We start from the raw sequence: 26,147 nt of genomic DNA, 5'->3' as shown, positions 1-26,147 counted from the left end.
TTTTTTGTGATCCAATTACCATCAACGAGTATAATTGAACCTTGGGAATTAAAAAATGAGTCCGTCCGAACTGAGCCAAACCATGCAAGCTAAAGAGATCCTTCAAAAAAGTGTCCAGTTCCTGCAACAACAAGCAGAAGCATATCTTCAACAAGGACAGGTTGATGATGCTCGTAAGGCTTGTGAACAATTATTGAAGATTCAACCTACCTCGGCGGTGGGGTTGAAAATCCTGGGAGATGTTTCCTTGCGAGGGGGAGATCTCGAAGGTGCCAAGCAAAATTATACCAAGGCTCTGGAACTACAACCCAACTGGGCTGAGGTTTATGCCAATTTGGGTAGCCTCTATGCGCGATCGCAACAGTGGGAACAGGCGCAGGCGGCTTATCAAAAGGCGATCTCGATTAAACCAGAATTCGCTGGGGCTTATCGGAATTTGGCTAAGGTCTGGACTCAGCTTAATCGCCCCTTAGATGCTATCCGAACTCAATATAAAGCCTACACCCTGGAACCTCACACTGTCAGCGCTCAAGAACATCTGGCTTTGGGTGATGGTCTGATGCAGCAGGGTATGGCCGCGGAAGCACAAGCCTGTTATCAAAATGCTATTAATCTTAATCCTAATTTGGCAGCCGCTTATCAAAACCTGGGGGAAGCCCTTAAACAACAGGGTAAATTGCAGGAGGCTGCTACCTATTTCCGTAAGGCTATTGAGTTGAATAACCCAAGTCCAGCAGTTTCTAACCCGGTGGATACTTTGGCGGCGGCTGTGTCAACTCCTCAAGATACTTTATCGGCCGCAACTGCTGCGAGGCAAGTTCCTCAGCCAGATGTTTTGGTGGTGGGTCAATCTCCACAAGTTCCTATTGAGAAGGGAATGGGGGTTCCTATTAGTCGCCCGGTTAACCCGGAAACGGTTTTACAAGAGGCTAAGGCATTCTGCGCTATGAAAAAATGGGAACAGGCGGTTTCGGCTTGTCAGAAAGCATTGCGACTTGACCCGAATTTGGCGGAAGCATATAAAATTCAGGGGAATGCTTTGCAAGTGTTGGGGGAAATGGAGGCGGCGGTGCGCTCCTACAATAAGGCTCTGGAAGTTAAGCCCCAATTCCCGGAGGTTCATGCGAATTTGGGTAGCTTGTACGCCCAGGAAGATCGCCTTGAAAAAGCGGTTACCTGTTATCAACAGGCGATCGCTCAAAATCCTAATTTTGCCGGGGTCTATCGCAATTTGGCTAAGGTTCTCGAACGTCTGGGACGAGAGGGTGATGCCTCTATATGTCTGGAAAAAGCCTATACTTTGGAACCGAATAAGGCTACCCCGGAAGATCATGTCCGTCTGGGAAATACTCGCCTCGGTCAGGGTAAGCTGGATCAGGCTTATGAGAGTTATCAGCGGGCTTTGGAGTTGAATAAACAACTGGCTCCGGCTTATTATGGTATCGGTAAGGTGAAGGCTTCTGGACAGGCTTGGTCAGAGGCGGAGGCGGCTTACCGTCAGGCTATTGAATTAGACCAGAAATCAGGAGTTTTTTACCAGGGTTTGGCTGAGTGTTTGGCCGGGAAACAAGACTTTGATGGGGCGATCGCTCTCTATGGTCAGCTATTACAGCTTAATCCTAATTGGGCGGCGGGATACTACCAAATTGGGGAACTTCGCAACCAACAATGGAATTTGTCAGAGGCGGAGGCGGCTTATCGTAAAGCGCTGGAATTAGACAAAAATCTGGCGGCTGCCTATTATGGGTTGGGTCGGGTATTGCTGCGACAAGAACGTTGGGCTGATGTGGTCCCGGTTCTGCGTCAAGCAATGGCTTTGGATGCTTCTGGGGCTGATTTTGAGCTGTGTAAGGGTTTCGCTGATGCTCTGGTACAGACGGGACAGCTAGATGAGGCGATCGCTTTCTATCAAAAAGCTACCGATTTGGCGGCGGATAATGCTGAGGTTTGGCAAAAGTTGGGAGACATATGGCGCGATAAACAAGCGTTTGATCAGGCTATTGAGGCTTATCAAAAGGCTAATCAGTTAGACGCTAATTTGTTCTGGTCTCACAATGGTTTGGCTGATGTACTGTTTAAGTTGGAACGCTGGTCGGAAGCGGTTGAGGCTTATCAAAAGGCGATCGCGATTAAGTCGGATTATTCCTGGTCCTACAACAGTTTGGCGGAGGCTCTGGTTAAGTTGGAACGCTGGTCAGAGGCGGCTACGGCTTACCGAGAGGCGGCGCGCTTGAATCCAGAGTTCCCCTGGTCTAGTTATAATTTGGGAGAGGTTTCGGTTAGACTTCAAAATTGGGAAGAGGCGGTTAAGGGATATCGCGCCGCCATGGCTGTACAGTCGGATTTACCTGGGATTCAACAAAAACTGGCTGATGCACTGCGAGAACGCGCTAAAGGCGATTTAGATGAGGCTCTGGGATGTTATCTTCAGGTGATGGAACAGGAACCAGATAATGTGGATACCTATCATAAGGCGATCGAGATTAAGCCTGATGATTCGGGACTCTATGTTAAGTTGGCTGATACTCTGGCTCGACAAACTCAGTTGGATGGGGCGATCGTTTTTTACCAAATGGCTCAAGACCTCGACCCTGACAATAGGGCGATCGCTTCTCGCCTACAACAGGTGATTGAAAAAAAAAATGAAGGGGTAGACCTATTTATTCCTCAAGAAACTTTCCGGGAAACTCCGATTCTTCCGACTCAGAAAAAATCCCGTCCGTCTGAGCAACCGATTCTTCCAACTCAGAAAAAATCCCGTCCGTCTGAGCAACGGTTTCCCATTGATCAAGAAAGTTATGAACAGTGGCTCCGAGAAAATTTGCCCCGACCCGCTGACTTACGGCAAATGTCTCAGGCGGTTAATTATCTCGGATATAAGCCGCTAATTAGCGTGATTATGCCGGTATATAATACCCCGGAAAAGTTCCTGAAAAAGGCGATCGAATCAGTGATTAACCAAGTTTATCCCTACTGGGAACTGTGTATCGCTGATGATAATTCCAGCGAACCTTGGATTAAACCTCTGCTGGAAGAATATGCCAGAAAAGATAACCGGATTAAAGTCGCTTTTCGGACAGAAAATGGTCACATCTGTGCGGCATCTAATTCGGCTTTGGAATTGGCGATCGGAGAATATATAGCACTCTTAGATCATGATGATGTCATTACCCCAGAAGCACTCTATGAGGTCGCACTCGTACTTAATGAAAATCCTGATGCTGATATGATTTATTCCGATGAGGATAAATTAGACCAGTACGGTCAACGGGTGTTCCCATACTTTAAACCTGATTGGTGTCCTGACTCATTTTTAGCACGGATGTATACCTGCCATTTAGGAGTATATCGCCGGGAACTGGTTAATCAAGTCGGTAACTTCCGAATTGGTTACGAAGGTAGTCAAGACTATGATTTGGTCTTGCGCGTTACTGAGAAAACTAATAAGATTTTCCATATCCCCAAAATTCTCTACAGTTGGCGACAGCATAGCGGCTCCACCGCCTACGACCCCAACAGTAAACTCTACGCCTATATAGCAGCAGAAAAAGCCTTAAATGAGTCCTTTGCTCGTTGCCGGGAAAAGGCGCAAATTGTTTCCGATCATGAGAATTTCCCCGGTCAATACACTGTTCGCTATCACATCGAAGAACACAAACTTGTCAGTATTATTATCCCCACTCGCAACCTGGGAACTACTCTCAATCATTGCTTACAGTCAATTTTTGAAAAAAGCACTTATCCTAACTATGAAGTCGTCGTCATTGACAATGGCAGTGATGAACAAGAAACCTTCGATATTATCAACGCCTGGAAACAAAAAGAACCCCAACGCTTTAGCTGTTACGAGTTCGATGTACCGTTTAATTACCCCCAAATTAATAACTATGGCGTAACTAAAGCTAGGGGAGATTATTTACTGTTTCTAAATAATGACACCGAAGTATTGACCCCCGATTGGATAGAAGCCATGGTAGAACAGGCTCAACGTTCCTCTATTGGTGCTGTCGGTGCTTTGTTACTCTACCCCGATGATACCATTCAACACGCTGGCGTTGTCCTGGGAATTGGCGGCGTAGCAGGTCACAGCCATAAGGGTTATCTGGCTCATCATTTGGGTTATTATAACCAACTGGTAACGGTTAATAATTACTCCGCCGTGACCGGAGCCTGTTTGATGTGTCGGCGAGAGACATTTGAGGAAGTCGGGGGGTTAGATGAAGAGCTGGAAGTTGCATTTAATGATGTGGATTTTTGCTTAAAGTTGGTCAGCCGAGGATATCGGAATATTTATCTACCCCATGTGGTTTTATATCACTATGAGTCTAAGAGTCGCGGTTATGAGGATACCCCGGAAAAAGAAGAACGGTTTAAACGAGAATCTAAAATCATGAAGCAGCGGTGGAGAGATGTACTCAAAAATGACCCCTGTTATAACCCTAACCTGAGTCGCATACGACAAGATTATGGTATTCGTCTGAGTAATGATGAAAATCAAGTGGTGGCGATATCAATGTCTGAGGATAAGGAGGCGCTTTTAGGGTGTGCGATCGATTCACCCAAGCTACACCATCCTTTCAATGAAGAAAATATGCTGATTCAGGGATGGGTGATTGGTAAGCACTCTCCGGCTAAACTAATCAAGTTTATCTGTGGCGATCGTGTCCTTGGCGAATCCAAAATGAACCAGGAACGTGGTGATGTCGCCAAAGTATTTCCAGATGTTCCCCATGCTATTGATAGTGGCTTCGTCAAAACCCTTGATGTCAGTGAAACACCCAGTGAAGTAGAAATTTTGATTCTGGCTACTATGGAAGACGGGAATGAGATTCCTTTGTCAACATTACACCTGCGACATGGTAGCTCAGACGATTAGATTAACACCCATGGAAGAAGGGACCCAACCTTCTTCCGTACACCTTTGTAAATTACCGGAACCGCAACAATTACATCATCTCTTCCAGTCGTCTCTCAAAAATTGACTGAGCTTTAAAGTATAAGTCTAAGTCCTTCTCATTCTTGCTTTCTATCAATATTCAAGGATTCAGAATCCAACTCGTACTGCTCATCAACTTTTTTTTGGGGGTTATAATTTATTTGGACATCCTTAATACCAAGGTTTGTCAGTTTATTAAATAGTTTAATAGAATCACTATAGCGCTCAGTAATTCCTACAAAAAATAGATCGTCAATTTCTATCCCCTCAAGGGCTTTAGATTGTTGATTAGAAAAATGGGGATTGCTGAAAAATTCCTCCATAGATTTATCATACCCATAATGTCTACGAAAATGCTCGTAGTTAGATATAGAGCGCTGAATTGGGTGTCGCAAGAAAGTAGCAAATTTTGTCGTGTCGTTTACAATTGGCTGATACTTAGCCATCTCAAAATGACCATATACAGCTTCAAAGCCCTCCGATTTAAATGATTTCACAAAAGATGTTAAGTCACCTTTATCTATCGTCTCATGTACCAATGGGGAAGTTTTGGGGTCAGCCCCATACTCAAAAATACACTTGAGTTTTTTTTCGATTTGAGACCTAAAAGAAGTCCCAGCCGTTTTAGGGATATGAATAAATAAAAATGTATTATTTGGTAATTTTTCAGAGAATTCGGTCATAATTTCAATCTCTAAGTTTTTCCCAGCTAATTTACTATATTTGATTTACTGTAATGCAGTATCTAACCCATCTATTGATATTTGTCTTAGGGTAGCATACCACAATATAGCTGCCTTAACCAAGATAGTCTATCAACTTCAACAGCCCAGACATTGATAGTTATCGACTGGTCTGTTGGGTCTTGTTTCATCCTTTTTTCCCTTGGTGTTTCACATAATCCTCAATAATCTCCTGAGAGATGGTCTCCGATGTCGAAACTAGGTAGGAACGAGTCCATATTGATGGTAGCACCAGCAAATGTTCAAACTCTTTACGGAGGTGACGGGCTGTATAGGCTTTGATTCGATGGATAATCTGATGCGGGGCTAGGGTCGGCGGACAATCCAAAAATGCGTGGACATAGTTAGGCTGTATATCCAGAGTCAGGATTTCGACCTCCAAATCTGGACACACTTCTTCCATTAACTCCCTAAGTCTAATCGCTACCATCCCCTTGAGTACCTTACGTTTGCGCCTAGAACTCCAAACAAAGTGGTAGTTAATCAAAGATTTGGTTGTTAGATGGTGTCTATAGACTTGACACATAGACAAAAAGTTGTTATAGTAAAGTCAGTTAGAACAATAATCTGGCTGTTCCCACCTAATCATAGGAGTTTTTGGGTATGAAAACAAATGAACTGGTCCAGCGCGTCGCCGAAGAAGCCAAAATTCCCAAGAAAAGAGTTAGAGCGATTTTGGACTTGGCTTTTAGTGCTATCTCTCAGGAAATTGAGAGTGGTCAGCCAGTTGTCGTCAGAGGTTTAGGGAAATTTACCCCCAAAGAGCAACCAGCAAGAACCAAAACCAACCCAGAAACTGGTGAAACCACTGAAGTCCCAGCACGTACAGTCGTTAACTTCCGAGTTATTAAACCCTCTAAGGATACAGAAGAGGCAGATTCAGAATAACAACATTTGATTAACTATTAACAGAGATAACCTGTTATTACAGAACTTTAGGGGCGTATTATATACGCCCTATTGCTTTAATTTGGGGAGCGACTCTATAAATTATAACCATCTCCGTTTGTCGGCCCACCTTATTAACCTCTGATTTTATTTAAGTTATCTCTCCACTTGAGCAGATCTTTTTCTATTTGAGCAAATGAAGGTTGAGACGGAGCCTGAGAAGTCAACTCTAAATCTAATTGTGGTTGGTTTAATTCCCTACTTTCTGATAATCTTCTCTCCCCAAGTTGAACACCAGCGCTTTCTAAGTTATTCCAATTTCCATGGCTTATCGTACATTTTGATACCTCAACTTTTTGGTTATCACTATATTTTTTGTCGTCAACAAGGCTATGGGTATCACCTGTCCAGAACCAGTCTTGAAATTCTGCGGTGTGCATTAAAATTGTATGACAAATTTTCTCTGAGAAGTGTTGTCTATATTCGGTAATATATTTTTCGGAAATTTGACTTTCATGAACATTTGAATACCTCTTATCTAAAAAGGATAAGTAAGCTGGATCAAAATCAAAGCCAATAAAATCAAAAATTTTCTTAGACTCTTCTACCGGACAACAACATAACCTTTCATGCTGTACCAGTAGTATTTGAGAACCAAAGCCCTTTTCTATTGCTTCCCGCCAACCTCTACCATAAGATAAATAGCGATCGCAGTTGGCTTTTAGGTTTTTTTCTTGCCATTGATCGAGTTTATCTTTCCAAGGCGATCGCTTCACCCAAGACCATAGTAAAGCTCTTGGATCTCTCACAATCACAACACAAGGAACACCGGCAACTTTTTCCAAAACATCTGGCAATAACTGCATATATTTTGGAGTTTTATCAAAAATCCAGGTTTCTTTATTGACTATAATGTGAGATTTGTCTACCAATCTTTTATATGTTTCCAACCATGTCTCGGATTCACAGATATAGTTATTCAAATCACTATCGTTCACACCCCATCCAGCTTTTAGCATATTGCAATAAGGTTGAATGGAAGTAAATTCAGCAGGATCTTTCCCTAGTAAAAATCCGCACTCAAAACCACTATCAAGAAGAGGGTGCTGTCTTATAATCTCCGAAATTAGAGTTGTACCACCCCTTTCAAAACCGCACACCAGAGCAGCCAACGGCTTATTACAATCAAGAACTTTCATGCTTAATATATTTTGAGTTTACCTGCGAGTAGAATCGTTGATAATGAGATCATATTTGATCTGGTATTGTAATAATTTCGGAAATTTCATGAGAATTTGTTTGTTCTAATTTATATTCTCGCTGTGGCAATAAAAATCCCCAACGAACATATTCCCAATACACATTAGATATATGCTTATTGTTGGTATCATTAATAATCAAAATACTCCGTTTTGAAGATAAACGTATACTATTACTAATGTCGGTTCTACACACCTCAATACCATGACCTCCATCAACATGAATAATGTCAAACTTAATATGCCTTTTTTGAATTGCAATTTGTGGCAATATATCCCGAGAATCACCTTTGTAAAAATAAAATCGGTTCGGATATTTTTGTTTTAAGAAGTCTGCTGCAAGCTCAGTATACTTGTGACGACATATATCGACGCTGTGAAATTCTAGTTGTGGATTGTTATAAAGGGCAATTAAAGCACTATGACCACCATTCAATCCGATTTCGAGCATTCTTCGCCGGTTTCTAGTGAGAGTTATCATATTTTTACGCTTGGAACGCAAATGTGGTTTTGAACTGGGAGGCTGTTTTTCAAAATCCTTTCGTTCAGATCGATTAGGATAACATATATTACCTTCAAGCGGAATATTTGTCGATGCTATAACTTGATTCAGTTCATAAAGCATTTCCAAAAAATGAGGTTCACAAGTCGTATCCTTATCGGCTTCTAAAACTTGATCTTGATTCTGATAATTCGAGATTGCCATTGGAGATGGGGGATGGTTGATGTTAACTACAGGATCAATTATAGCAATTTTATGATCATTTTTATTATTTTTATGATTGCTAACCCACTCTTTTAATTCTTGAATACGACTGCTTTGTACAATCAGATTTTGACTAATTTCTTTGAGTTGATCATGACTCCCCGTTAAATTTGGAATGGGGACATAATCAAGAAGTTCTTGATATTTATTAGTCCATAGTTTTGTACTACTCCAAAAGTTTTGATTCACCAAAGGTCGTTGATGAGGTGGAATGGTTTTATTCTTAATTGCTTCTACTTGAGTTGGCTTGGGACCATGAAAATGTAAAACTTTTGCATTTGGATTATGTTCCCAGTAAGATCTCCAGTTCATTGAGATATCCAGTTGATCCCATTTATTCTCGAAAAACTGATTGTATGCTCCCTGATCGAAGGCGGGAAACATTCCATTTCGAGACTTAATTAAATCATTGAAATCATTATAAACTTCTTGCATTTTTTTGACATTCAAATAAAGAACACCCGAGTTAAGTGGCTTCAATGAATGTCTAGGTTCTGGAACTGCTCCGAAGTATCGACATTGTAAGCTTTTCAAATAGTCCACTACATCATTCACAAATAAGACATCACAATCTGTATACAATACATATTCATCCGAAATATCATACTGTTCTATTATTTTAGGTATTTCTACTCTAAGATAAGCGCCACAAGCTGTCCGGAAAGACTGATCAACCATATTATTTTTAAATCGATCATAATGAGGGGTTCTATGAAAAATTAAGTTGACTTTCCTATTTTTCAGCCATGAGGTGAGGTCATTTTCAGACCCATCATATATACAGAACGGCTCTAGGGATGTTTTTTCCTGAGCGGTAGCAACTGCAACTTTGACCATTTTTGCAAAGTCTTGAAACTTAGGACCTTCTTCATTAAAAGCAAAAAACCACTTCATGTTCAATACTCCAGATTGATTTACTCATTCTTTAAATATTTAGCCAGGGAAATCACAAGACTTTCGGTCAACTCAGTCCCGTATTTTTCATCTAGCTAGATTGCTATTTTTGTAAAATTATTGGCAAATTTATAATTTTTGACTAATTAATGTCTTCACAGCGATCGCACGTTTCATAAGTTGTTTCCATTCTTCAGAACTCGTTAGAGAAGCTGTGTCAAATGGCACTCCTTTTTCCTTAGCAAACTGACTGAAGTTCTCCAACCAATGGCTGAGAGTTTCCGTTTTGGACTTGGGAGAATATTTAAGCGATCGCTGTAAACATTGAGCCATTGTCCCCAAATCTCCAACTTGATAAGCACACCAAGCATCCCAGACAAAAAGCTGATATTTTCGTTCCTCACTCTGTTCACTAGAAGAATTAGCAACCATTTTATAAAACCGCAACTTTTCAGCTTCCAATTCCGTTTTATTCAGTGCTTTTTGCGACCGTTGTAACTCCCCTTGGGTTTGCTGTAGTTGATGTTGAGATGATTCTAACTCCTGTTCCGTCGCCTGCAATTTTGCCTGATACTGAGCGATCGCTTTTTCCATCTCTTGTTCCTGTTCAATTGATTCTTCCCCAAGTCGTTCCCACTCTTCCAGTTGATTTTTATACTGGGTTTGTTGTTGCTGACTTTCAGCTAAATACAATTGACAGGTCTCCAAGTTCCCTTGAGTTTGATGTAATTGTACCAGAGTTCGCTGATGATTTTTCTCAACCTGGTTAAGTTTAACCAAAGACTGACTCAATTGGATCTCAGTTTTCTCCAGTTGTGGCTCAAGTCGTTCTAATTCTGCTAGATACTGATGTTGTTGAAACTCCGAATATTCTAGTTTACCTTGGGTATCATGAAGTTGAGCAATAGTTCGGATCTGGGTTTTGTTAGCTTGCTCCAGTTGTAGTCTTAATTGACTAAACATCATCTCAGTTTTCATCAGCCGAGACTCAGACTCATTCAACTGAGACTGTAGTTGATTTTGGTTAGCTAAAAGTTCCCGGTTTTGTTGCTCCGCCTGTTCTAGTTCTTCCTGCGTATGGTGTAGTTGGGATTGATATTTCATCACGTCCCATTGAGTTTGACTTAACTGTGATTTGGCTTGTTCTAGTTCTTCCTGAACTTGGCTAAACTGCGATCGCAGTCCTGTCAGTTGATTGTGAGACTCCTGTAAAATTGACTCAGTTTTTTGCAGTTGACTGTGGGTTTTTTCTAGAACCCCTTCCGTTTGTTCCAACTGAGATTTGAACTGTTCTACAATCGACTCTGTTTCCTGTAGCTGAGACCTAGTTTCTTCCAATTCATCCCGAGTTGGGTTTAACTGAGACAGAGTTTCTTCAAGTTTAGCTTGAGTCCCTTCTAACTCAACCCTAAGAGACTTATTTTCGGCGGCGGACAGTCGATAATTCGCCCAATCTCTAAAAGCCCAAGCCATATAGGGAGAAGACTTAATCTGATTATTCCATGATCAATCTGGAGTTTGATTAGGATGCCATCCCCGACTCTCTAGTTCCTGATACATTTCTATGGCTTCAGGAAAGTAATAATCGATTAAGCTGGGACGTTGACCATCTTCTGATATATTGGTTTGCATTAGGGAATCATCATAAACCGCCGGAGAAGGATTAGTTAGATTTATCCCGAATTTCTGACTAATTTCCGCTACATATTTATCTTGATATTTGACAATTGTTTCTATGTTTGCCAATAAACATTTATCACCATATTTATTATAAAAATCTAAGACTTTCTGATTATAAAATATCCAATATTTAACTGCTAGTTCGGGTTGATTTCTAAAAATTTCATCTCCTCGGCGGTACAGAGAATCTATCACATCCCACGGAGAACGGTAAATCAACAGAAACTTAGCATCAGGTAATAACTGCGCCCAAAAATCTAAAAATAGTGTCGTCCGAGGTTCTTTCCATCCCCAAATATGACTCAGAGAATTTTTGTCAACAATGGCATTTGCTTTGTCGATAAACTCGTCGGGAACATCCAGGTTTTCTTGTAATGTCCAACCATCTATATTAACACCTTGCGATCGCAATAAATCTAGGTGAAATTCAAAAAAATCAATATTCTCAAAGTAGCCTTTGGGGTTAAACTCAGTTCCCTGCATTAGCCGACGACCAACGTGCAACCCAGCACTTTGCAATAATGAAGCGGTCAAGGATGTACCTGAACGGTGCATTCCTGTCATAATTAAAACCTGGGATTCGCTCTTTTTATCTGGCATGGTATAAATGTCGGTTTATCTTTAGTTTATAAGTGAATGGCAAATATAGCGTTTATTAAGGTTCATAACTGACTAGCTACCAACCCGGACAGCCTGGCCCGCCAGTCCGTGGGAGTTTACCATAAATCCTCCAGATGGTTCAGGATTTCCATAAATGCTGTCCGTTCTTTCATTAAACCATGTTCAGCGACCGTTTGAAAGGCTGCTTTTTTGACCAGAGACTTCCGCACCTCAGAAAAGGCGATCGCCTCTTTGACCGATTCTAACAGTCCTTCCACAGTATACTTGGGTCGCATACAATTGTAACCGGGAAAACAGAAACACCGATTCCCTATACAATCTGGACAGATGGTAAGAGTCCCCATAGCCATGGCTTCTAGGGCGGGAAGGTAAAATCCCTCTCCCTCTTCGCGGTTAGGCAGGAGTATCGTAATTTTAGCACGGTTGAGGTACTGTAGATAATCTCTTCTGGGAATTAGGGATGTCAGCAGTTGCACCCCATAGCCCATTGCTGCTAACCTTTGTTGTAACTGTTCGCCTAGTTCCGGTTGTTTAAGGGCCGAAATCAGGATTTCGATATCCCGTTGGGGGTCGGGTCGGGGTTGGGGAAAACTACTGGTATCTAAGCCATTGGGGATAATAAACAGGGGTCCATTGACTCGACGTGATTCTGCCAGATAGGTTCCCACTTCTGGGCTGACACAAATGCGGATCGCTTTATGGTTGAGAAACTGATAGCGGGGATTATCTGGGTAGGCGTGCCGGATGTGCTGAATTAGATTAATAATTGGTATGGGGGAGTTGTGGCGCTGGCTGGCTGATAAAAATTCCCAGTCCATACCGTCCATAAAGATAATGTGGGGATCTGATAGCGGTTTAGATAAAATTAGTTGTTTGTCAATATTGAACCACGGGTTATTAGCATCGATCGCACTTTCGGGAGAAAAATAAATCTGGGGTAGGTAGTCCGGGGAATCGAGAATATGATTAAAATAATCCCAGACTTTTAAATGACCTCCGGTTAGTCCCCGATAATCTCGATAAAATAAAATAGATTTTCGCTGTGGTGAGCTAGGTGGTATAATTGTCGGGGATGGACTACCCTGGGCGGGTAACTGTTCCATCTGGTGGGAGATTTGTTCTAGCCACGACTGCGATCGCTCTAACTCCGAGTCGATTTGTTCTAATTTTTGGCGGTCAAATTCCATAAATTATGTACAATTGGGAGGGATGGCTCGATTGAGTAAGGGGATGGGAACATCCAGTTAAACTGTGGGTCATTCTCTAGGGCGGGTCATAACCAACAAATATCAATCATCTGTTCTTCCATATCAAAATATAGTCAAAAATCCTAACATGAGCGTCAGTTATTTCGACACAGCCAATCAACTCCTAAGAAAAGGTCAGTTAGACGAGGCGATCGCATCCTACAATCAGGCGATCGCCGCCAGTCCTAAATCAGCTTGGTATTATCATAACTTGGGAGAAGCCCTCAGCCAACAGGGAAAAATCGACGAAGCTATTGCAGCCTACCGTCAAGCTACGGAACTTAACCCTAATTCTGCCTGGTCTTATGATAATCTGGGAACCCTCCTAAATCAACAGGGTAACTTACCAGAAGCCGTTCGTTGTTTCCGCCAGGCTATTGAACTTGACCCATATTTCTGGCAGTTTTACCACAATTTAGCCCTAGTCCTGATCAAACAAGGCCACCCAGAGGAGGCCGTTTCCCTATTGCAAAAAGCCATTGAGTTAACAGCCGATGATGCCGAACTATACCACAGCTTGGGTAAAGCCTACCACCAACAACAGCAATATTCAGAAGCAGTTACAGCCTATCGTCAGGGGTTAGAATTAAACCCTTATTGGTCTGACTGTTATATGAGTTTGGGTCAAACTTTGGAGGCTTTGGGAGAAACCGAAGAGGCGATCGCCTCCTATCGTCGAGCCTACGAACTTAATCCCAATTTATCAGAAGCCCTGCCCAAATTGCAAACAGTCCTGGAGTCCCAAGGACGTTGGGAGGAATTAGCCACCCTATACCGTCGCTGTTGTATTGTTGATCCTAACTCAGCCACCAGTCATAAATACCTGGGAACAGCTTTAGCCAATAGTGGAAAGCTATCGGAAGCGGCGGAGAGTTATCAGAAAGCCTTGGAGTTAGACCCAAATTTGGTAGAAATTCTGCAACCCCTAGGACAGGTTTTAACCCAATTAAATCAATGGGAAGCCGCCGTTGATATATTCCGAAAAGCCACCCAAGTCGATCCTAACTCTGCTTCATTCTACCATCAATTAGGGCAGGCTTTAACCAAATGCGATCGCCTATCAGAAGCACTCGCCGCCTATCAAAAGGCTTCCGAACTGCATCCCACTTCCACCCCAGTCCTGTTTGATTTAGGTCAGGTCTTGACTAAACTTTACCATTGGTCGGAGGCGATCGCCACCTATCAAAAAGCCTTATATCTTAATCCCCCCAACCAGGCTGAAATTCAAACTCATCTACAGGAAGTTCAGGACAAGCAGCGCCACCTAGACGAGGAAATCGCCGCCTATAGCGAAAGCCATGAGTTTCATCCCAATTCTAGCGAATCCTACGAAAAATTTGCACAGTTTCTCAGAAGCAAGGGAAAAATCGAAGATGCGATCATAGGATTTCACCAAGCCTGTATTCTCAATCCCCAGTCAGCCGTAGCCCATCATCAACTAGGTTATACCCTAGCTCGTGGTCAACGCTGGGATGAGGCAATTATAGCTTATCAGAAGGCAGGCGAACTTAATCCCTACTCTCCCCATGTACAATATCACCTGGGACAAGCCTTGGTTGAGGAAGGACGCTTAGAAGAAGCGATCGCTCATTTCAAACAGTCCATCACCATTGACCCAGAATTTGAAGAGGGTTATGATGCTCTCAAGCAGGCGATCGCAAAAAAAAAAGGTAGCCTCTAAAACCGATCCGATTTCTCATTATCGGCATTTACTCCAAGCCAGTCCCAACAACCCTGATCTACATCAGGAGTTGGGACAGCTTTTGCATAGCCAGGGTCAAACCCAATTAGCGATCGCTCATTATCAAAAAGCCATAGACCTTCAGCCAGGACCTGTTCACCTGTGGTTTTATCGCAATTTAGGAGAAGCCATGGTGACTGATGAACATTCCAGGCGACCTTAGCCAGAGTTTCCCATGCAGCCAACCTACACCACCCATAGTCATTGGATGCGACAGGCCTTAAAACTAGGCGCAGCAGCAGGAGAAGCCGGAGAAGTCCCTGTCGGTGCAGTCATTGTCAATCAACAGGGAAAACTGATTGCCCAGGGGGAAAATCGCCGGGAACGCGATCGAGACCCCACCGCCCATGCTGAGATTATAGCATTACGGCAAGCCAGTCAGGTATTAGGAGATTGGCATTTAGACACCTGCACCCTGTATGTCACCCTAGAACCCTGTCCCATGTGTGCAGGAGCCATTATTCAAGCTAGGATAGGTTTATTGGTCTATGGTGCCGACGACCCCAAAACTGGCAGCATTCGCACCGTTTTCAATCTTCCAGACAGTCCCGCCTCCTATCATCGTCTCCCTGTCCTAGGGGGTATTCTCGAATCATCCTGTCGCCAACAACTGCAATCCTGGTTTGCTCAACATCGCGCTAATATGTAACCATTGAGACAATCTAATAACTGTCATCCTCTGCCATGACAGAGGGGGTTAAAGGATTTACCTTAGACTTATAGAGTTTAGAAATCCCAAATTATTGTCATGGTAACAGTTCAATCGATTAAACCCTGGTCTAATTCATCTCCTTCTAGCCAGACTAAATCCTCTGGTGTCGCGCATTGGTTAACTTCTATTGTTTATCCCCTGGGACGCTATGGGGTTCTTCCCTTCTATTTTAAAAAGATTACCGTCACCGGACAGGAGAATTTACCCAAAGATGGTCCGGTGATTTTAGCGCCTACCCATAGATCTCGTTGGGATGCTTTTATTGTACCATTTGCAACAGGTCCTTATGTCACTGGACGAGATTCGCGGTTTATGGTAACTGCTGATGAAATGCAAGGACTTCAAGGGTGGTTTATTCGCCAAATCGGAGGGTTTGCGGTTAATCAAAAACATCCAGCGATCGCCACTTTGCGATATGGCGTTGATTTACTGCGCCAGGGAGAAATGTTAGTGATTTTTCCAGAAGCAGGCATTTTTAGGGATCACCAAATTCACCCTCTCAAAGCCGGATTAGGTCGTTTGGCAATTCAGGCTGAATCCCACTATCCTAATTTAGGGGTTAAGATTGTGCCTATATCTATCCATTATAGCCCCAATATTCCCCATTGGCGCTCTGAAGTTAACGTCACAATTGGGAAACCCCTAGAAGTCAAAAAATATGCCACAGGTCCCGCAAAAAAAGAATCTATCAGGTTGATGTCAGACTTAAATCAGGCTTTAATCGAGATTGATAGTTTGTAGTATATATGAATAATTTACCTCAATTTAACTCCGGTCAAATTGTAGCTATTGATGCTGAAAATACCTCTCTTTATGCCGAGGTAATTCAAGTCGTTATCCTGCGCCAAGTCTGTTGGGTGCGTCCCTTAATGCTCGTGGAATTGACCACAGAAAATCAGCCCCTTTGCTATGATTTGCGAGACAGTGCTGATTTGATTTGGCCCTGGGAGTTATTTAGGGTAGCTTTGGATACAGAAGTAATACCTTTTTTAGTCGCATTAAATCCCCCAGAACAAAAGCAGGAAATGTTACCCAGAAACCATCAACGTTTTCGAGAGTTTATTTCCCAAATTTGGCTCAATCATTCCCAGGTTTTTCGGGAAGTTAGATAAAGATTCCCTTTTCTCTTGACAAATCCTAGGAATTGACTTATACTTATATCATGGGAAAATGTGGCGGCATATATATGGCTTTCCGGGAAGGAACCGAAGACCTCCACCACCAGATTAATCTAGTAGTTGTATATTTAACTCCTCCAATGTCTCCGAATTTTCATCAATAGTAATAGTATTAGGTAAAAGTTGCCGAAACGTTGGTTAAGATGCCAATTTATGGTTTCATCTGTATCAACACTGACACGGATATTAGTAGAAAAATTGCGCCTACCCCAAAAATATTGCAGACCCAAACTCGAAGACCTATCTAAATCCCCACTCCCAAATAATGTCAATCCCCGCCCAAGTCTCCAGTTGAGACTATACCAAGTTATATCAAAGTCACTATTGAAAGTTGCATAAAATTGTCGAGAATCCCAAACCACATCGGCATTAATATTAGCATCATCCCCCACAAAGCCAGAAATACCTACTCGCAAAGGTGTTCCTTTAGGCTGATAAAAAACTTCCGCCAAACCACGGGTAGATGAATCATAAATGCCACCTAAACCGACTGTTCAATCTTCAGTTATCCCCCAACGCTGAGAAACTCCGGCATTAAATTCGTTGAGTTCTCCCCAAAAATCATGACCGGGATTAAAACGACGCTGCCACCCCCCAGAAATTACTAATGCTGATGCTCCTTGAGGCAGTTGTTCTGGTAAAATGGTAAACCTAGCTTCTTCTATGATGGGTTCACTAATTAGAGAACCGCCAGGGTAAAGTAAAACATAGTAATTTCTGCCAACCTGTCTACCTACAGGAACATTATCAAAACGGTAAAAGCCAGAATTATCGACAAACTGTTCTGCTATGACTTCCCCACGATAACGACTCGATACCAGTTGTGCTAAAGTTCCTGGTTCAGCATTACCTGTTATGGTGGGGGTGACTTGTTCTGGTTGCAAACGTTGGCGAGGGTTGGCGGCACCACTACCCAATAATGAACTAGGAGAATATCCCCGCCTTTGAATAGTAGTAAATCCCCAAAAGTCACCTGTAGTCCTTTGGTCTCGCCAAAATCTCCGTTGAGAACCTAAAAAATAATCGCTAGATTCAGTTTGGCGGATGATTTGAAATTAGGATAATCGCCAGGTTTCGCTGTCGGTTATGTCTCCCTGATTAAGCGTGAGAAACCAACTACTATCTAAAACTGTTCCGACGGCGGATAGGCGACCTGTGTTGTTCAGGTCAACACCTTGGTTTTTGGTAAGATTAACCCGCTGTTCTATCATACCAATGTTAAAGTTGGGGGGGGGAAATTTCTGGCAATCCTTCTAAAATTACTGGCGGTCTTTCCCGGCTGGTTCTTCTCCCCCTTCTGACTTCGGGGACATCAAAAATAATTGCATATTCCCGAAAACTAAATTCTGATTCAATATCAAATAAGTCTTGAATATCTTGCACAGAAAGGACTAACCCTAATTCGGGGTAGTTGCGAATTTAATCGAGGTTAAGGCGGACAATTTTAAAAGGCGATCGCAAGTCGACTTCATTATCTGATATAACTGTAGATGTAAACTTTATGACCTGCAAAACTTCATCATAAGGAATTAGCCAATCCCCAAAATTTATCACCTCATTATCCGTTACTGACCCGCGCACAAATACCCCAGTTTTAAAATTGCGCCTACCAGCATTTAAGCCAATCATAAAAATCGTGAATTCCGGTGATTCTGGGGTGATTTCCTCTGTGATGTCTGGGACAAGCAGATTGTATCCACAAATTTTCAACAGCCATCAGGGTAAACAACTCCCCCAAAATAAACACTTATAAATATTTGGTATAACTCAGTGTTAAAACTGCCTTAATTGCCGTCATATTATGGCAGTATTTTACTGATAATATACTCCATTCATCACCATGTTAAGGAACGGCTAATGTTACGCTGAATGGTATTTTTGTATTCCGGTTTACTCCCCAACCCAAATTTCCAGAAACTTGATAATCTCCCGGTTCAAGGGGTTGATTATAATTGATATTAACCAAACGTTCTTTTTCCGCAATCACCGTAGTATCTACACCACGACCACTCTGGATTTCCTGATTTCCTTGAGAAATTACCCATTCTGGTTGCACAATCACACTGGCTTGTCCACTATTACGAACCAATAAATGTAAACGATTCGATTCGGGATTATAGCGAACATTAACAATATCTAAATCGTGAGCAATATCTCCCTTGCGAACATAGACTGCTACCCCAATTTGGGGAACAATAGTCGTCCTTAATACAAAATTTCTGGTTTCATCTGTTTGTTCCTCAATGATGGCTTCTAAATTTTCGGTAATTAGCATTGCTCGATATTCTCCGTCGGGTCAACTCGGTCGCATATCAAGCAGATGTTGCATTGTGTAGTAAAAAACTGATTAATTTATTTACTGGCAAGGGTTTCAGCTTTTTTTAAATCAAACGCCCTTTTTACGGTTGCACTTGACCATCTGGGAAAACTCGGATGTTAACTGGGTTAAAGAAAAGAAGGCAGATTAGACGATCGCCAGCCTAGAACATTCTCTATTGATGGGATGTGTGGCAAAATCAGGGTCAGAATTAGGGATGTTGGGGATTCTGAATCAAAAAGCCCGTCTTAGTTGACTTCCCCGCAACCGAGACTCCCGTAACAGAACAACATCACAGGGATGATGCCTTTTTTAAGCCTTCCCAAACTATCCCTAGTGTTAGGGATAGTTTAGGAGTGCTTTTGACTAGACCCTGAAGCAAGCTAACAATGTTATTGAAAGCTCTAACTATTGGCGATAAGCGCGATATTTAGATCGCGTCTTTGACTAGGATATCATACTTTTTCTCATTTTTATATCCGATTTGTGCAACTTTTTCAGGGTTGAGGGATATTCCCCGAAGCAACGATAGAATTGCTCGGAAAATCTGCCCATGTGGGAGAAGCCGTAGGCGCTGGCGATCGCATAAATGGTGCTTGGGTCTGCACTAGGTCCGCAAAGTTCTTCCCGGACGGCGTTCAGTTTGCGGGCGCGAATATATTGCTGTACCCCTACGCCGGTAATTTCTTTGAAGGCGTATTGCATGGCTCTGGGGGAAATGCAACACTGTTGACATAACTCCTCATTGGTGAAGTTTTTGGCTAAATTACTGTCGATCATGGCCTGGACTGTGGCAAAGATCCAATACCGTCGAGTGGGTTTGAAAATTTGGCGATCGCCACGCTGTTCAAAGGTATGGTCTAATAATTCCCGAAACTGACACAAAAATTTTTCTCGCAACAGTGCGGCTTCCTGGGGAGTCAAAAGACCTCGACGATACAGACATTCAGCCGTAGGAAACCACTGCTGCATAAATCTGGTGAAGTTGGCAAACCTAATCGGGTGGACGGTCAAAACTGCTTGATTCGGGTCCTGGCTATTTTCCCAAAATTTCTCTGGTAATAGGTCCAGGTTGGCTAGGAGTTCATCATTAAAACAAATATATAAACCATGCCAACCGGGGGGAAGACCTGATGTATATTCGATCTGGCTGCGATGAACGGCGATCGCATTACCAATGGGGTCTGTATAGCCCATCCAAGACAATATGGGATGATGGGGATACAAGCTGAGGGAAAAATGGGTTTCTCCTTCGGGAATTACATGGCGATCGCTAAACAGATTTTCCGTGAAAAAATGCGCTATTTCTATCCCCGGAAAAGCTACTTCTCGATGTTCGATGCGAAATACTCCTTCTCCTAAATGAAACCCCTCTATCCAGGTGGGTAATACTTCACTCTGAGAGTCTAGCGCCAAGGCTCGGCGAACGTTGTACTGGGCACACATCGGGTGATACAGATCTATACGGTTGACCATAATCTGCTTCAATATATGGGGATTAGTTGTAACACCCAATCATTGATGATACAACGGTTCAATGTGTCTTCATCCTACCAAAATTTAGATGGGGATTAGTTGTAACACCCAATCATTGATGATACAACGGTTCAATGTGTCTTCATCCTACCAAAATTTATGCCCGATAATTCTATCTTTCCTCTTGACAAACTCCCATAAGTTGACATATACTAGAAGCATGGGAAAATGTGCGGGCATATATCAGTTTTTTGGTTATCCTTGATATATTCGGGCATTCTCCTGGAACTATCTGTAATTGGGGCAGTTTCTGAGACTCCTGCCACCACCTTTAGGGGGACTGGGGGGGTTTCGGCTACTTCCTCACCTCCCCAGGAAAATATTATAGCGTTTCTCATCTCCATAAGGTACGGCCCTCACCCAAAACCCCTCTCCCAGAAAGAGAGAGGGGCTTGGAAACGTACCTCATGAGTCCGGGAACTGCTATAATCAACCTTCCCTCTGTCGAGAGGGTTTTGGGTGGTGTAACTAAGGAGTGATTTTACTGATAAGTTATCCCCGCATTTCGCATTCTGTCTATGGCTTCTTGAATGCGGCTTTCTTTGTTAGTTAAAGCCATGCGGATAAAACCTTCTCCCGCCGCGCCATAACCGTTGCCAGGGGGGACAAGCACGCCGCATTTCTCTAATAGCAATTTGGCAAATTCTGTGGAAGTGTAATTGCTGGGAACCGGGACCCAAATATATAATGTGGCTTTGGGGGGTTCAATTTTCCAACGGAGAGAACGCAATCCTGAAATCACTAAATCGCGGCGATGTTGATAAATATCATTCAGCTTTTGACGGTCTGACTCTGAGGTTAAATAAGCAGCGATCGCGGCTTTTTGAATAGCTTTAAATACACCAGAATCCACATTAGTTTTAACTTGGCTTAATCCCTTAATCCCGATTTCATTACCGACGACAAACCCAATGCGCCACCCGGTCATATTATAGGATTTAGACAGGCTATGAAACTCAATAGCAATATCTTTGGCACCGGGAACCTCTAGGACACTGGGCGCTCGATAACCTTCATAACAAACCTCGGAATAGGCGTTATCATGGCATAGTAGAATGTCGAACTTTTGACAAAAATCTACCATGGTGCTAAAGTCTTGTAAGGTGGCGATCGCACCGGTGGGATTGTTCGGGTAGTTTACCCAAAATAATTTAGCCCGCCTAGCTATCTCCTCTGGAATTGCTTGTAAATCGGGTAAAAAGCCATTTTCGGGCTGTAGGGGAACATAGTAAGGCTCTCCCCCGGCGAAGAGGGTAGAAGTGCGATAGACTGGATAACCAGGATCGGGGATTAAGACAATATCCCCAGCTTCCACAAAAGCTAAGGCTGTGTTGTGGATAGCTTCCTTAGAACCGACAGAGGAGATGATCTCGGTTTCTGGGTTTAAGCCATTCACCCCAAAGCGACGAGACATCCAAGCGATCGCCGCCTCCCGGTATTCTATCATACCCCGATAGGGCGGATAGTTGTGGTTGGAGGGGTCTTCAATGGCATCGTGCATAGCCACCCTGATATGATCCAAAGTGGGCTGGTCAGGATCACCCACTCCAATATTAATTATATCTACCCCTTGAGCAACCAGTTCTATGCGTCTCCGGTCAATTTCAGCAAACAGGTAGGGGGGGATTTTTTCTAAACGTTTAGCAAACTGCATTATCACTCACAGGGGGTTGGTTCATTAGGTATAAGCCAGAAAATTATACCAGAAAACTCTTACAACCCAGCCATGAACAGCAGTAAATGAACGGCGATGTCAACCCTGTGATCACCTCAATTACAGGCTTTTTAGTTAAATTATTGCCAAAAGAAAATCGGCAGCAACAACAACTCTAAATTAAATGCAACAGTTTCGGGTTCAAGGTGACCCAGGTTGATTAACTGTGTTAGGTTCCGAACCTAGGGACTAGGTACTAAGCGAATACGTCCGGCATCCATTTCGTCCATCAGTAATTCTAAGGCTTCATAATCCACATCGGAAATATAACCCAGTCGAGTCAGTTCATAGTTAATCCCGTTTTCGATTTCGGGGGTGAGACATCTAAAGTAAAGTGCTTTAGATACCAGTTTTCGAATTCCATTGGTGGCTGACATGAGTGGTCAAGTAACTCAACTTATGTTAATTCTCCAACCAATAAACAGTCTGGCTGGTGATTTTTATCTCCATAAATATGTGATCTAAATCACGCAGTCTGGCTCTTGGGGGTTGGTGATAGCAGAAATTAAGATGCTGCTATATTATGAGACAATCAAACAGTTTTTGTCTGTGTTTTTTAATACAATTCTTGTCATATCATGACAAGTTGATCGTATCTGAATAAGTTAACAAAAACTTAATCTTTGTGCCACGGGTAATATAATACCTGCCCCATCAAATATGGCCAACCAAGCCCAGCATAGAAAATAGGGAGGATATTTTAATTCCCAAAATCTGGATATCTATCAACTAATTATCAGCCCCAAAACCCAGGAAATAGGCAGCCAGGAAGTCCTGTAGTGAATCAGGAAAATTTAATTTACCAGAATTGCACCGATGATGTATAATGGTGTTATATGCGTCATTTCTAAGCCAAACATAATCAAAACGTATAAGTAAAGATTGCCGATTAAGAATCAGAAGAGGTAGAAAGTGGCAGTTTCAGTCAAAGAATTAATCACACCAGAAATTAACCAACCAGCGCGATATTTAGGTAACGAATTAGGGGCGAAACACAAACCCTGGGAATCAGCGGCAGTGCGCTGGTCTCTCACCTATCCAGAAATCTATGAGGTAGGAGCCTCGAACCTGGGGCATATAATCCTCTATAATATCATCAATACCCAGCCCCGACAATTATGCGATCGCGCCTATTTACCGGCGGCGGATCTGATCACAAAACTGCGAGAGACGCAAACCCCGTTATTTGCGGTAGAGTCCCGCCGTCCTCTGAGGGAATTTGATATTCTGGGGTTTAGTCTCAGCTACGAACTAGGGGCCACGAACATTCTAGAAATGCTGGATCTTGCCCAAATTCCCCTAACCTGGAAACAAAGGCAGAATCGGGATGGACAAACCCCCCTAGGAGAAATACCGCTAATCTTCGCGGGAGGTCAAACGGCGACATCGAACCCGGAACCCTACGCGGACTTTTTCGATTTTATCGCCCTGGGGGACGGAGAGGAACTCCTCCCGGAAATAGGTTTAGTGATAGAAGAAGGGAAAGCGGCAGGGTTAACCCGGGAACAACTGCTGTTAGACCTAGCCCAAGTGCCTGGGGTATACGTTCCCCAATTCTATGATATGGCAGGGGATGGGTCAATTCATCCCAACCATCAGGAAGTACCCACAAGGATTATCCGCCGGGTGGCGACTCCGATGCCAGCCTATTCGATTACAATGGTTCCATTCGTGCAAACAGTTCACGATCGCCTAGCCTTGGAAGTGAGACGAGGTTGCACCCGTGGCTGTCGTTTCTGTCAACCGGGAATGTTAACCCGTCCGGCTAGAGACGTGGAACCGGAAGCGGTGGTAGAGGCGATCGCCAAAGGGATGAAAGCAACGGGATATAATGAATTTTCCCTATTATCCCTAAGCTGTTCAGACTACCTATCATTACCGGCAGTGGGAATGGAAATCAAAAACCGTCTGCGCGACAGTAACGTATCCCTATCCCTACCCAGTCAACGAGTCGATCGCTTTGATGAAAACATTGCCAACATCATCGGCGGGACCCGCAGCAGTGGCCTGACCTTTGCACCAGAAGCGGGGACCCAAAGAATGCGGGATGTCATCAATAAAGGACTCACCAATGAGGAATTGTTACGAGGAGTAAAAACCGCCTACGACCAAGGTTGGGATAAAATCAAACTATACTTTATGATCGGCTTGCCGGGAGAAACGGATACTGATGTCCTGGGTATCGCCGAAACGGTCCGCTGGTTGCTGCGCGAATGTCGGGAACACCGCCGCCGACCCCTGAGCATTAACCTGACCATTTCCAATTTTACCCCCAAACCCCATACACCCTTTCAATGGCACAGCGTATCAACCAAAGAATTTGAACGCAAACAGCAATTGCTAAAAGCTGAATTTCACCGCCTCAAAGGGGTTAAAGCCAACTTTACGGACGTGCGGATCTCGGCTATGGAAGACTTTATCGGTAGAGGCGATCGCCGACTAGGGCCGGTAGTCCAACGTGCTTGGGAACTAGGGGCCGGAATGGATGCCTGGTGGGAAAGCCTAGATCGTGCCTTCGCCGCCTGGACCCAAGCCATAGAGGAGTCGGGGTTAGGCTGGAAATATCGGCAAGTAGAAGCGGGGGAATGGAACCTCATGGAAAATGCGATCGCGGAGGACAGCCAGGACCACAGCCACCGTGAACAACTACTAGACCAACCTCTACCTTGGGACCATATCAACACCGGAATAGACAAAAACTGGCTGAAACAAGACCTACAAAAGGCGATCGAAGCGGCCACAGTTCCCGACTGTTCTTTCGCCGCCTGCTCCCATTGTGGGGTATGTGGTCCAGAGTTAGGCCATAACGTAGTATTTACACCCCCACCCATTCCCGAATTTGCTGGTCATTTTGTCCCGCCTTCCCAACGAGTCCAACGGGTGCGAGTCTGGTTTGGCAAATTGGGAGACATGGCATTAGTCGGACATCTTGACCTGATGAAAGTTTTTGATCGGGCTGTCAGACGCGCAGAATTGCCCATATCCTTCACCGGAGGCTATCATCCAGGCCCCCGTATATCCCCGGGAAATGCACTGCCTTTGGGGACCACTAGCACCGGGGAAATTGCGGATTTTGACCTGGCGGAGACTATGGATATACAAACCTTTCAACAGCAACTATCCGCCTCTCTCCCCGACAACTTACCCATTTATCGGGTCGCAGAAGTGGACGTTAACTCGCCGGCGATCGCCGAAACCATAGAACACGCTACCTATATCATCCATTTACAAGCCACAGATGAGACTATTACCCCGAATCATTGGGCCGGTTGGGTGCAGGCTGTACTCAACAGTTCAGAAATCTTGTGGGAAAAAACTACGAAATCGGGTAGAATCAGAATTATTAACCTGCGTGAGCAGTTGTTACAACTAGAGGCGATCGTAAAAGAAACAGTCAAAATTCCACTATGGGAATTAGACCAACCACCCCAAAACGCTACCCTATTGCGTTATTTGGGAACCTGTCGCAATGATGGAACTCAACTGCGACCAGAACAAGTGGTTTATATGCTAGAACAAGTTAGCGGCCAGGAATTGCAACTAATTTCCATCCACCGAGAACATCTAGCGCTACGCGCCGAGGTTACAGGTGCGGCTGATTTGGGGTATAATGATCTAATCTGTACAAAACCTGATTCACCCTAAGACCTAAGCCTAATTTAGGCGATCGGGTTGAGGGTTATAACCAAGGTAGAGTCAGGCTTGGCCTGTTTCAAGTGGTAAGCGTTGGATATAAGCGCCCAGATTTATCCATCTTCCTCCTTCCTCTATGATCACTCCTGCTAACCCTGTCGGGTTAACCGTCAGCACCCCCGGCTGAAGCACGGGGGCTTCGTGCCCCCCCTTTCAGGTAGCTGACCAGCTATAGCCTTAACTGGCTCCGTTCAGAGCAAGAGTTAAAGTTCCTACCCTGGA

General features: G+C 43.5%; 24 protein-coding genes. 8 read left to right on the top strand and 16 right to left on the bottom strand.

Translation table 11 applies throughout. The features are described from left to right. Window positions 1–55: 55 nt before the first annotated feature. Window positions 56–4,876: a tetratricopeptide repeat protein gene (locus ACTIE0_RS07590; RefSeq protein WP_439516872.1), complete on the top strand. Its 4,821-nt coding sequence runs from the start codon at window positions 56–58 to the stop codon at window positions 4,874–4,876. 137 nt (window positions 4,877–5,013) lie between these two features. Here ACTIE0_RS07590 and ACTIE0_RS07585 read toward each other — a convergent pair whose 3' ends face one another. Together ACTIE0_RS07585 and tnpA are read right to left on the bottom strand one after the other, a co-directional pair. Then, window positions 5,014–5,619, bottom strand: coding sequence for a sulfotransferase family 2 domain-containing protein (locus tag ACTIE0_RS07585; protein WP_439516871.1), 606 nt, complete (start codon window positions 5,617–5,619; stop codon window positions 5,014–5,016). A gap of 187 nt (window positions 5,620–5,806) precedes the next feature. Beyond that, window positions 5,807–6,205 carry an IS200/IS605 family transposase gene (gene tnpA, locus ACTIE0_RS07580; RefSeq protein ID WP_439516870.1) on the bottom strand — a complete coding sequence of 133 codons (399 nt, stop codon included), beginning with the start codon at window positions 6,203–6,205 and terminating at the stop codon, window positions 5,807–5,809. A gap of 77 nt (window positions 6,206–6,282) precedes the next feature. Between tnpA and ACTIE0_RS07575 the strand changes: the two genes are divergently transcribed. After that, a complete protein-coding gene (locus ACTIE0_RS07575; RefSeq protein WP_439516869.1) occupies window positions 6,283–6,567 on the top strand; it encodes an HU family DNA-binding protein in 285 nt (94 codons plus the stop codon). Window positions 6,568–6,701: 134 nt separating this feature from the next. Here the strand turns inward: ACTIE0_RS07575 and ACTIE0_RS07570 are convergent, their stop codons facing one another. The 5 genes from ACTIE0_RS07570 to ACTIE0_RS07550 all read right to left on the bottom strand — a co-directional run bounded on the left by ACTIE0_RS07570 (window position 6,702) and on the right by ACTIE0_RS07550 (window position 12,974). After that, on the bottom strand, window positions 6,702–7,766 hold the full coding sequence (locus tag ACTIE0_RS07570; protein ID WP_006670514.1) for a sulfotransferase family protein: 1,065 nt from the start codon (window positions 7,764–7,766) through the stop codon (window positions 6,702–6,704). Between the two features lie 49 nt (window positions 7,767–7,815). Then, on the bottom strand, window positions 7,816–9,486 hold the full coding sequence (locus ACTIE0_RS07565; protein ID WP_006670515.1) for a class I SAM-dependent methyltransferase: 1,671 nt from the start codon (window positions 9,484–9,486) through the stop codon (window positions 7,816–7,818). Window positions 9,487–9,615: 129 nt separating this feature from the next. After that, window positions 9,616–10,959: a coiled-coil domain-containing protein gene (locus ACTIE0_RS07560; protein ID WP_439516868.1), complete on the bottom strand. Its 1,344-nt coding sequence runs from the start codon at window positions 10,957–10,959 to the stop codon at window positions 9,616–9,618. 33 nt (window positions 10,960–10,992) lie between these two features. Then, the gene (locus ACTIE0_RS07555) at window positions 10,993–11,766 is read right to left on the bottom strand and encodes a sulfotransferase family protein (protein WP_439516867.1); all 774 of its coding nucleotides are present in this window, start codon (window positions 11,764–11,766) and stop codon (window positions 10,993–10,995) included. 116 nt (window positions 11,767–11,882) lie between these two features. Continuing rightward, window positions 11,883–12,974 carry a glycosyltransferase family protein gene (locus ACTIE0_RS07550; RefSeq protein WP_006670517.1) on the bottom strand — a complete coding sequence of 364 codons (1,092 nt, stop codon included), beginning with the start codon at window positions 12,972–12,974 and terminating at the stop codon, window positions 11,883–11,885. A gap of 148 nt (window positions 12,975–13,122) precedes the next feature. Here ACTIE0_RS07550 and ACTIE0_RS07545 point away from each other — a divergent pair, with 148 nt between their 5' ends. From ACTIE0_RS07545 to ACTIE0_RS07525, 5 genes are all read left to right on the top strand, one after another. Next, window positions 13,123–14,715 carry a tetratricopeptide repeat protein gene (locus ACTIE0_RS07545; protein WP_006670518.1) on the top strand — a complete coding sequence of 531 codons (1,593 nt, stop codon included), beginning with the start codon at window positions 13,123–13,125 and terminating at the stop codon, window positions 14,713–14,715. Next, window positions 14,669–14,938, top strand: coding sequence for a tetratricopeptide repeat protein (locus tag ACTIE0_RS07540; protein WP_228116386.1), 270 nt, complete (start codon window positions 14,669–14,671; stop codon window positions 14,936–14,938). Before ACTIE0_RS07545 ends, ACTIE0_RS07540 begins: the two co-directional genes overlap by 47 nt. 12 nt (window positions 14,939–14,950) lie before the next feature. After that, a complete protein-coding gene (gene tadA / locus ACTIE0_RS07535) occupies window positions 14,951–15,424 on the top strand; it encodes a tRNA adenosine(34) deaminase TadA (protein ID WP_006623933.1) in 474 nt (157 codons plus the stop codon). Between the two features lie 99 nt (window positions 15,425–15,523). Then, window positions 15,524–16,228, top strand: a complete 705-nt coding sequence (locus tag ACTIE0_RS07530; RefSeq protein WP_006670520.1) for a lysophospholipid acyltransferase family protein — start codon at window positions 15,524–15,526, stop codon at window positions 16,226–16,228. Window positions 16,229–16,233: 5 nt separating this feature from the next. Then, window positions 16,234–16,599 carry a hypothetical protein gene (locus tag ACTIE0_RS07525; protein WP_006623931.1) on the top strand — a complete coding sequence of 122 codons (366 nt, stop codon included), beginning with the start codon at window positions 16,234–16,236 and terminating at the stop codon, window positions 16,597–16,599. 134 nt (window positions 16,600–16,733) lie between these two features. Here the strand turns inward: ACTIE0_RS07525 and ACTIE0_RS07520 are convergent, their stop codons facing one another. The 9 genes from ACTIE0_RS07520 to ACTIE0_RS07480 all read right to left on the bottom strand — a co-directional run bounded on the left by ACTIE0_RS07520 (window position 16,734) and on the right by ACTIE0_RS07480 (window position 22,609). Then, window positions 16,734–17,117: a hypothetical protein gene (locus tag ACTIE0_RS07520; protein WP_006623929.1), complete on the bottom strand. Its 384-nt coding sequence runs from the start codon at window positions 17,115–17,117 to the stop codon at window positions 16,734–16,736. 42 nt (window positions 17,118–17,159) lie between these two features. Beyond that, window positions 17,160–17,582: a hypothetical protein gene (locus ACTIE0_RS07515; RefSeq protein WP_006623928.1), complete on the bottom strand. Its 423-nt coding sequence runs from the start codon at window positions 17,580–17,582 to the stop codon at window positions 17,160–17,162. Between the two features lie 138 nt (window positions 17,583–17,720). Next, window positions 17,721–17,876 (bottom strand): hypothetical protein, encoded by a 156-nt coding sequence (locus ACTIE0_RS07510; RefSeq protein WP_006623927.1) that lies wholly within the window; start codon window positions 17,874–17,876, stop codon window positions 17,721–17,723. Window positions 17,877–17,883: 7 nt separating this feature from the next. Beyond that, on the bottom strand, window positions 17,884–18,048 hold the full coding sequence (locus tag ACTIE0_RS07505; RefSeq protein WP_006623926.1) for a hypothetical protein: 165 nt from the start codon (window positions 18,046–18,048) through the stop codon (window positions 17,884–17,886). A gap of 36 nt (window positions 18,049–18,084) precedes the next feature. Further along, window positions 18,085–18,375 carry a hypothetical protein gene (locus ACTIE0_RS07500; protein WP_228116387.1) on the bottom strand — a complete coding sequence of 97 codons (291 nt, stop codon included), beginning with the start codon at window positions 18,373–18,375 and terminating at the stop codon, window positions 18,085–18,087. 133 nt (window positions 18,376–18,508) lie between these two features. Then, the gene (locus ACTIE0_RS07495; RefSeq protein WP_006623923.1) at window positions 18,509–18,940 is read right to left on the bottom strand and encodes a hypothetical protein; all 432 of its coding nucleotides are present in this window, start codon (window positions 18,938–18,940) and stop codon (window positions 18,509–18,511) included. A gap of 489 nt (window positions 18,941–19,429) precedes the next feature. Further along, window positions 19,430–20,458 (bottom strand): helix-turn-helix domain-containing protein, encoded by a 1,029-nt coding sequence (locus tag ACTIE0_RS07490; RefSeq protein ID WP_006670521.1) that lies wholly within the window; start codon window positions 20,456–20,458, stop codon window positions 19,430–19,432. A gap of 541 nt (window positions 20,459–20,999) precedes the next feature. Further along, window positions 21,000–22,172, bottom strand: coding sequence for an LL-diaminopimelate aminotransferase (locus ACTIE0_RS07485; RefSeq protein WP_006623920.1), 1,173 nt, complete (start codon window positions 22,170–22,172; stop codon window positions 21,000–21,002). A gap of 242 nt (window positions 22,173–22,414) precedes the next feature. Then, window positions 22,415–22,609 carry a hypothetical protein gene (locus ACTIE0_RS07480; RefSeq protein WP_006623919.1) on the bottom strand — a complete coding sequence of 65 codons (195 nt, stop codon included), beginning with the start codon at window positions 22,607–22,609 and terminating at the stop codon, window positions 22,415–22,417. Between the two features lie 535 nt (window positions 22,610–23,144). Here ACTIE0_RS07480 and ACTIE0_RS07475 point away from each other — a divergent pair. Further along, complete coding sequence (locus tag ACTIE0_RS07475) at window positions 23,145–25,877, top strand: TIGR03960 family B12-binding radical SAM protein (protein ID WP_006670523.1); 2,733 nt, start codon at window positions 23,145–23,147, stop codon at window positions 25,875–25,877. The last annotated feature ends 270 nt before the right edge of the window (window positions 25,878–26,147 follow it).

Source organism: Limnospira sp., from assembly GCF_051859755.1.
Taxonomy (GTDB): domain Bacteria; phylum Cyanobacteriota; class Cyanobacteriia; order Cyanobacteriales; family Microcoleaceae; genus Limnospira; species Limnospira fusiformis.
This window is presented reverse-complemented; position numbering and strand designations above follow the sequence as displayed.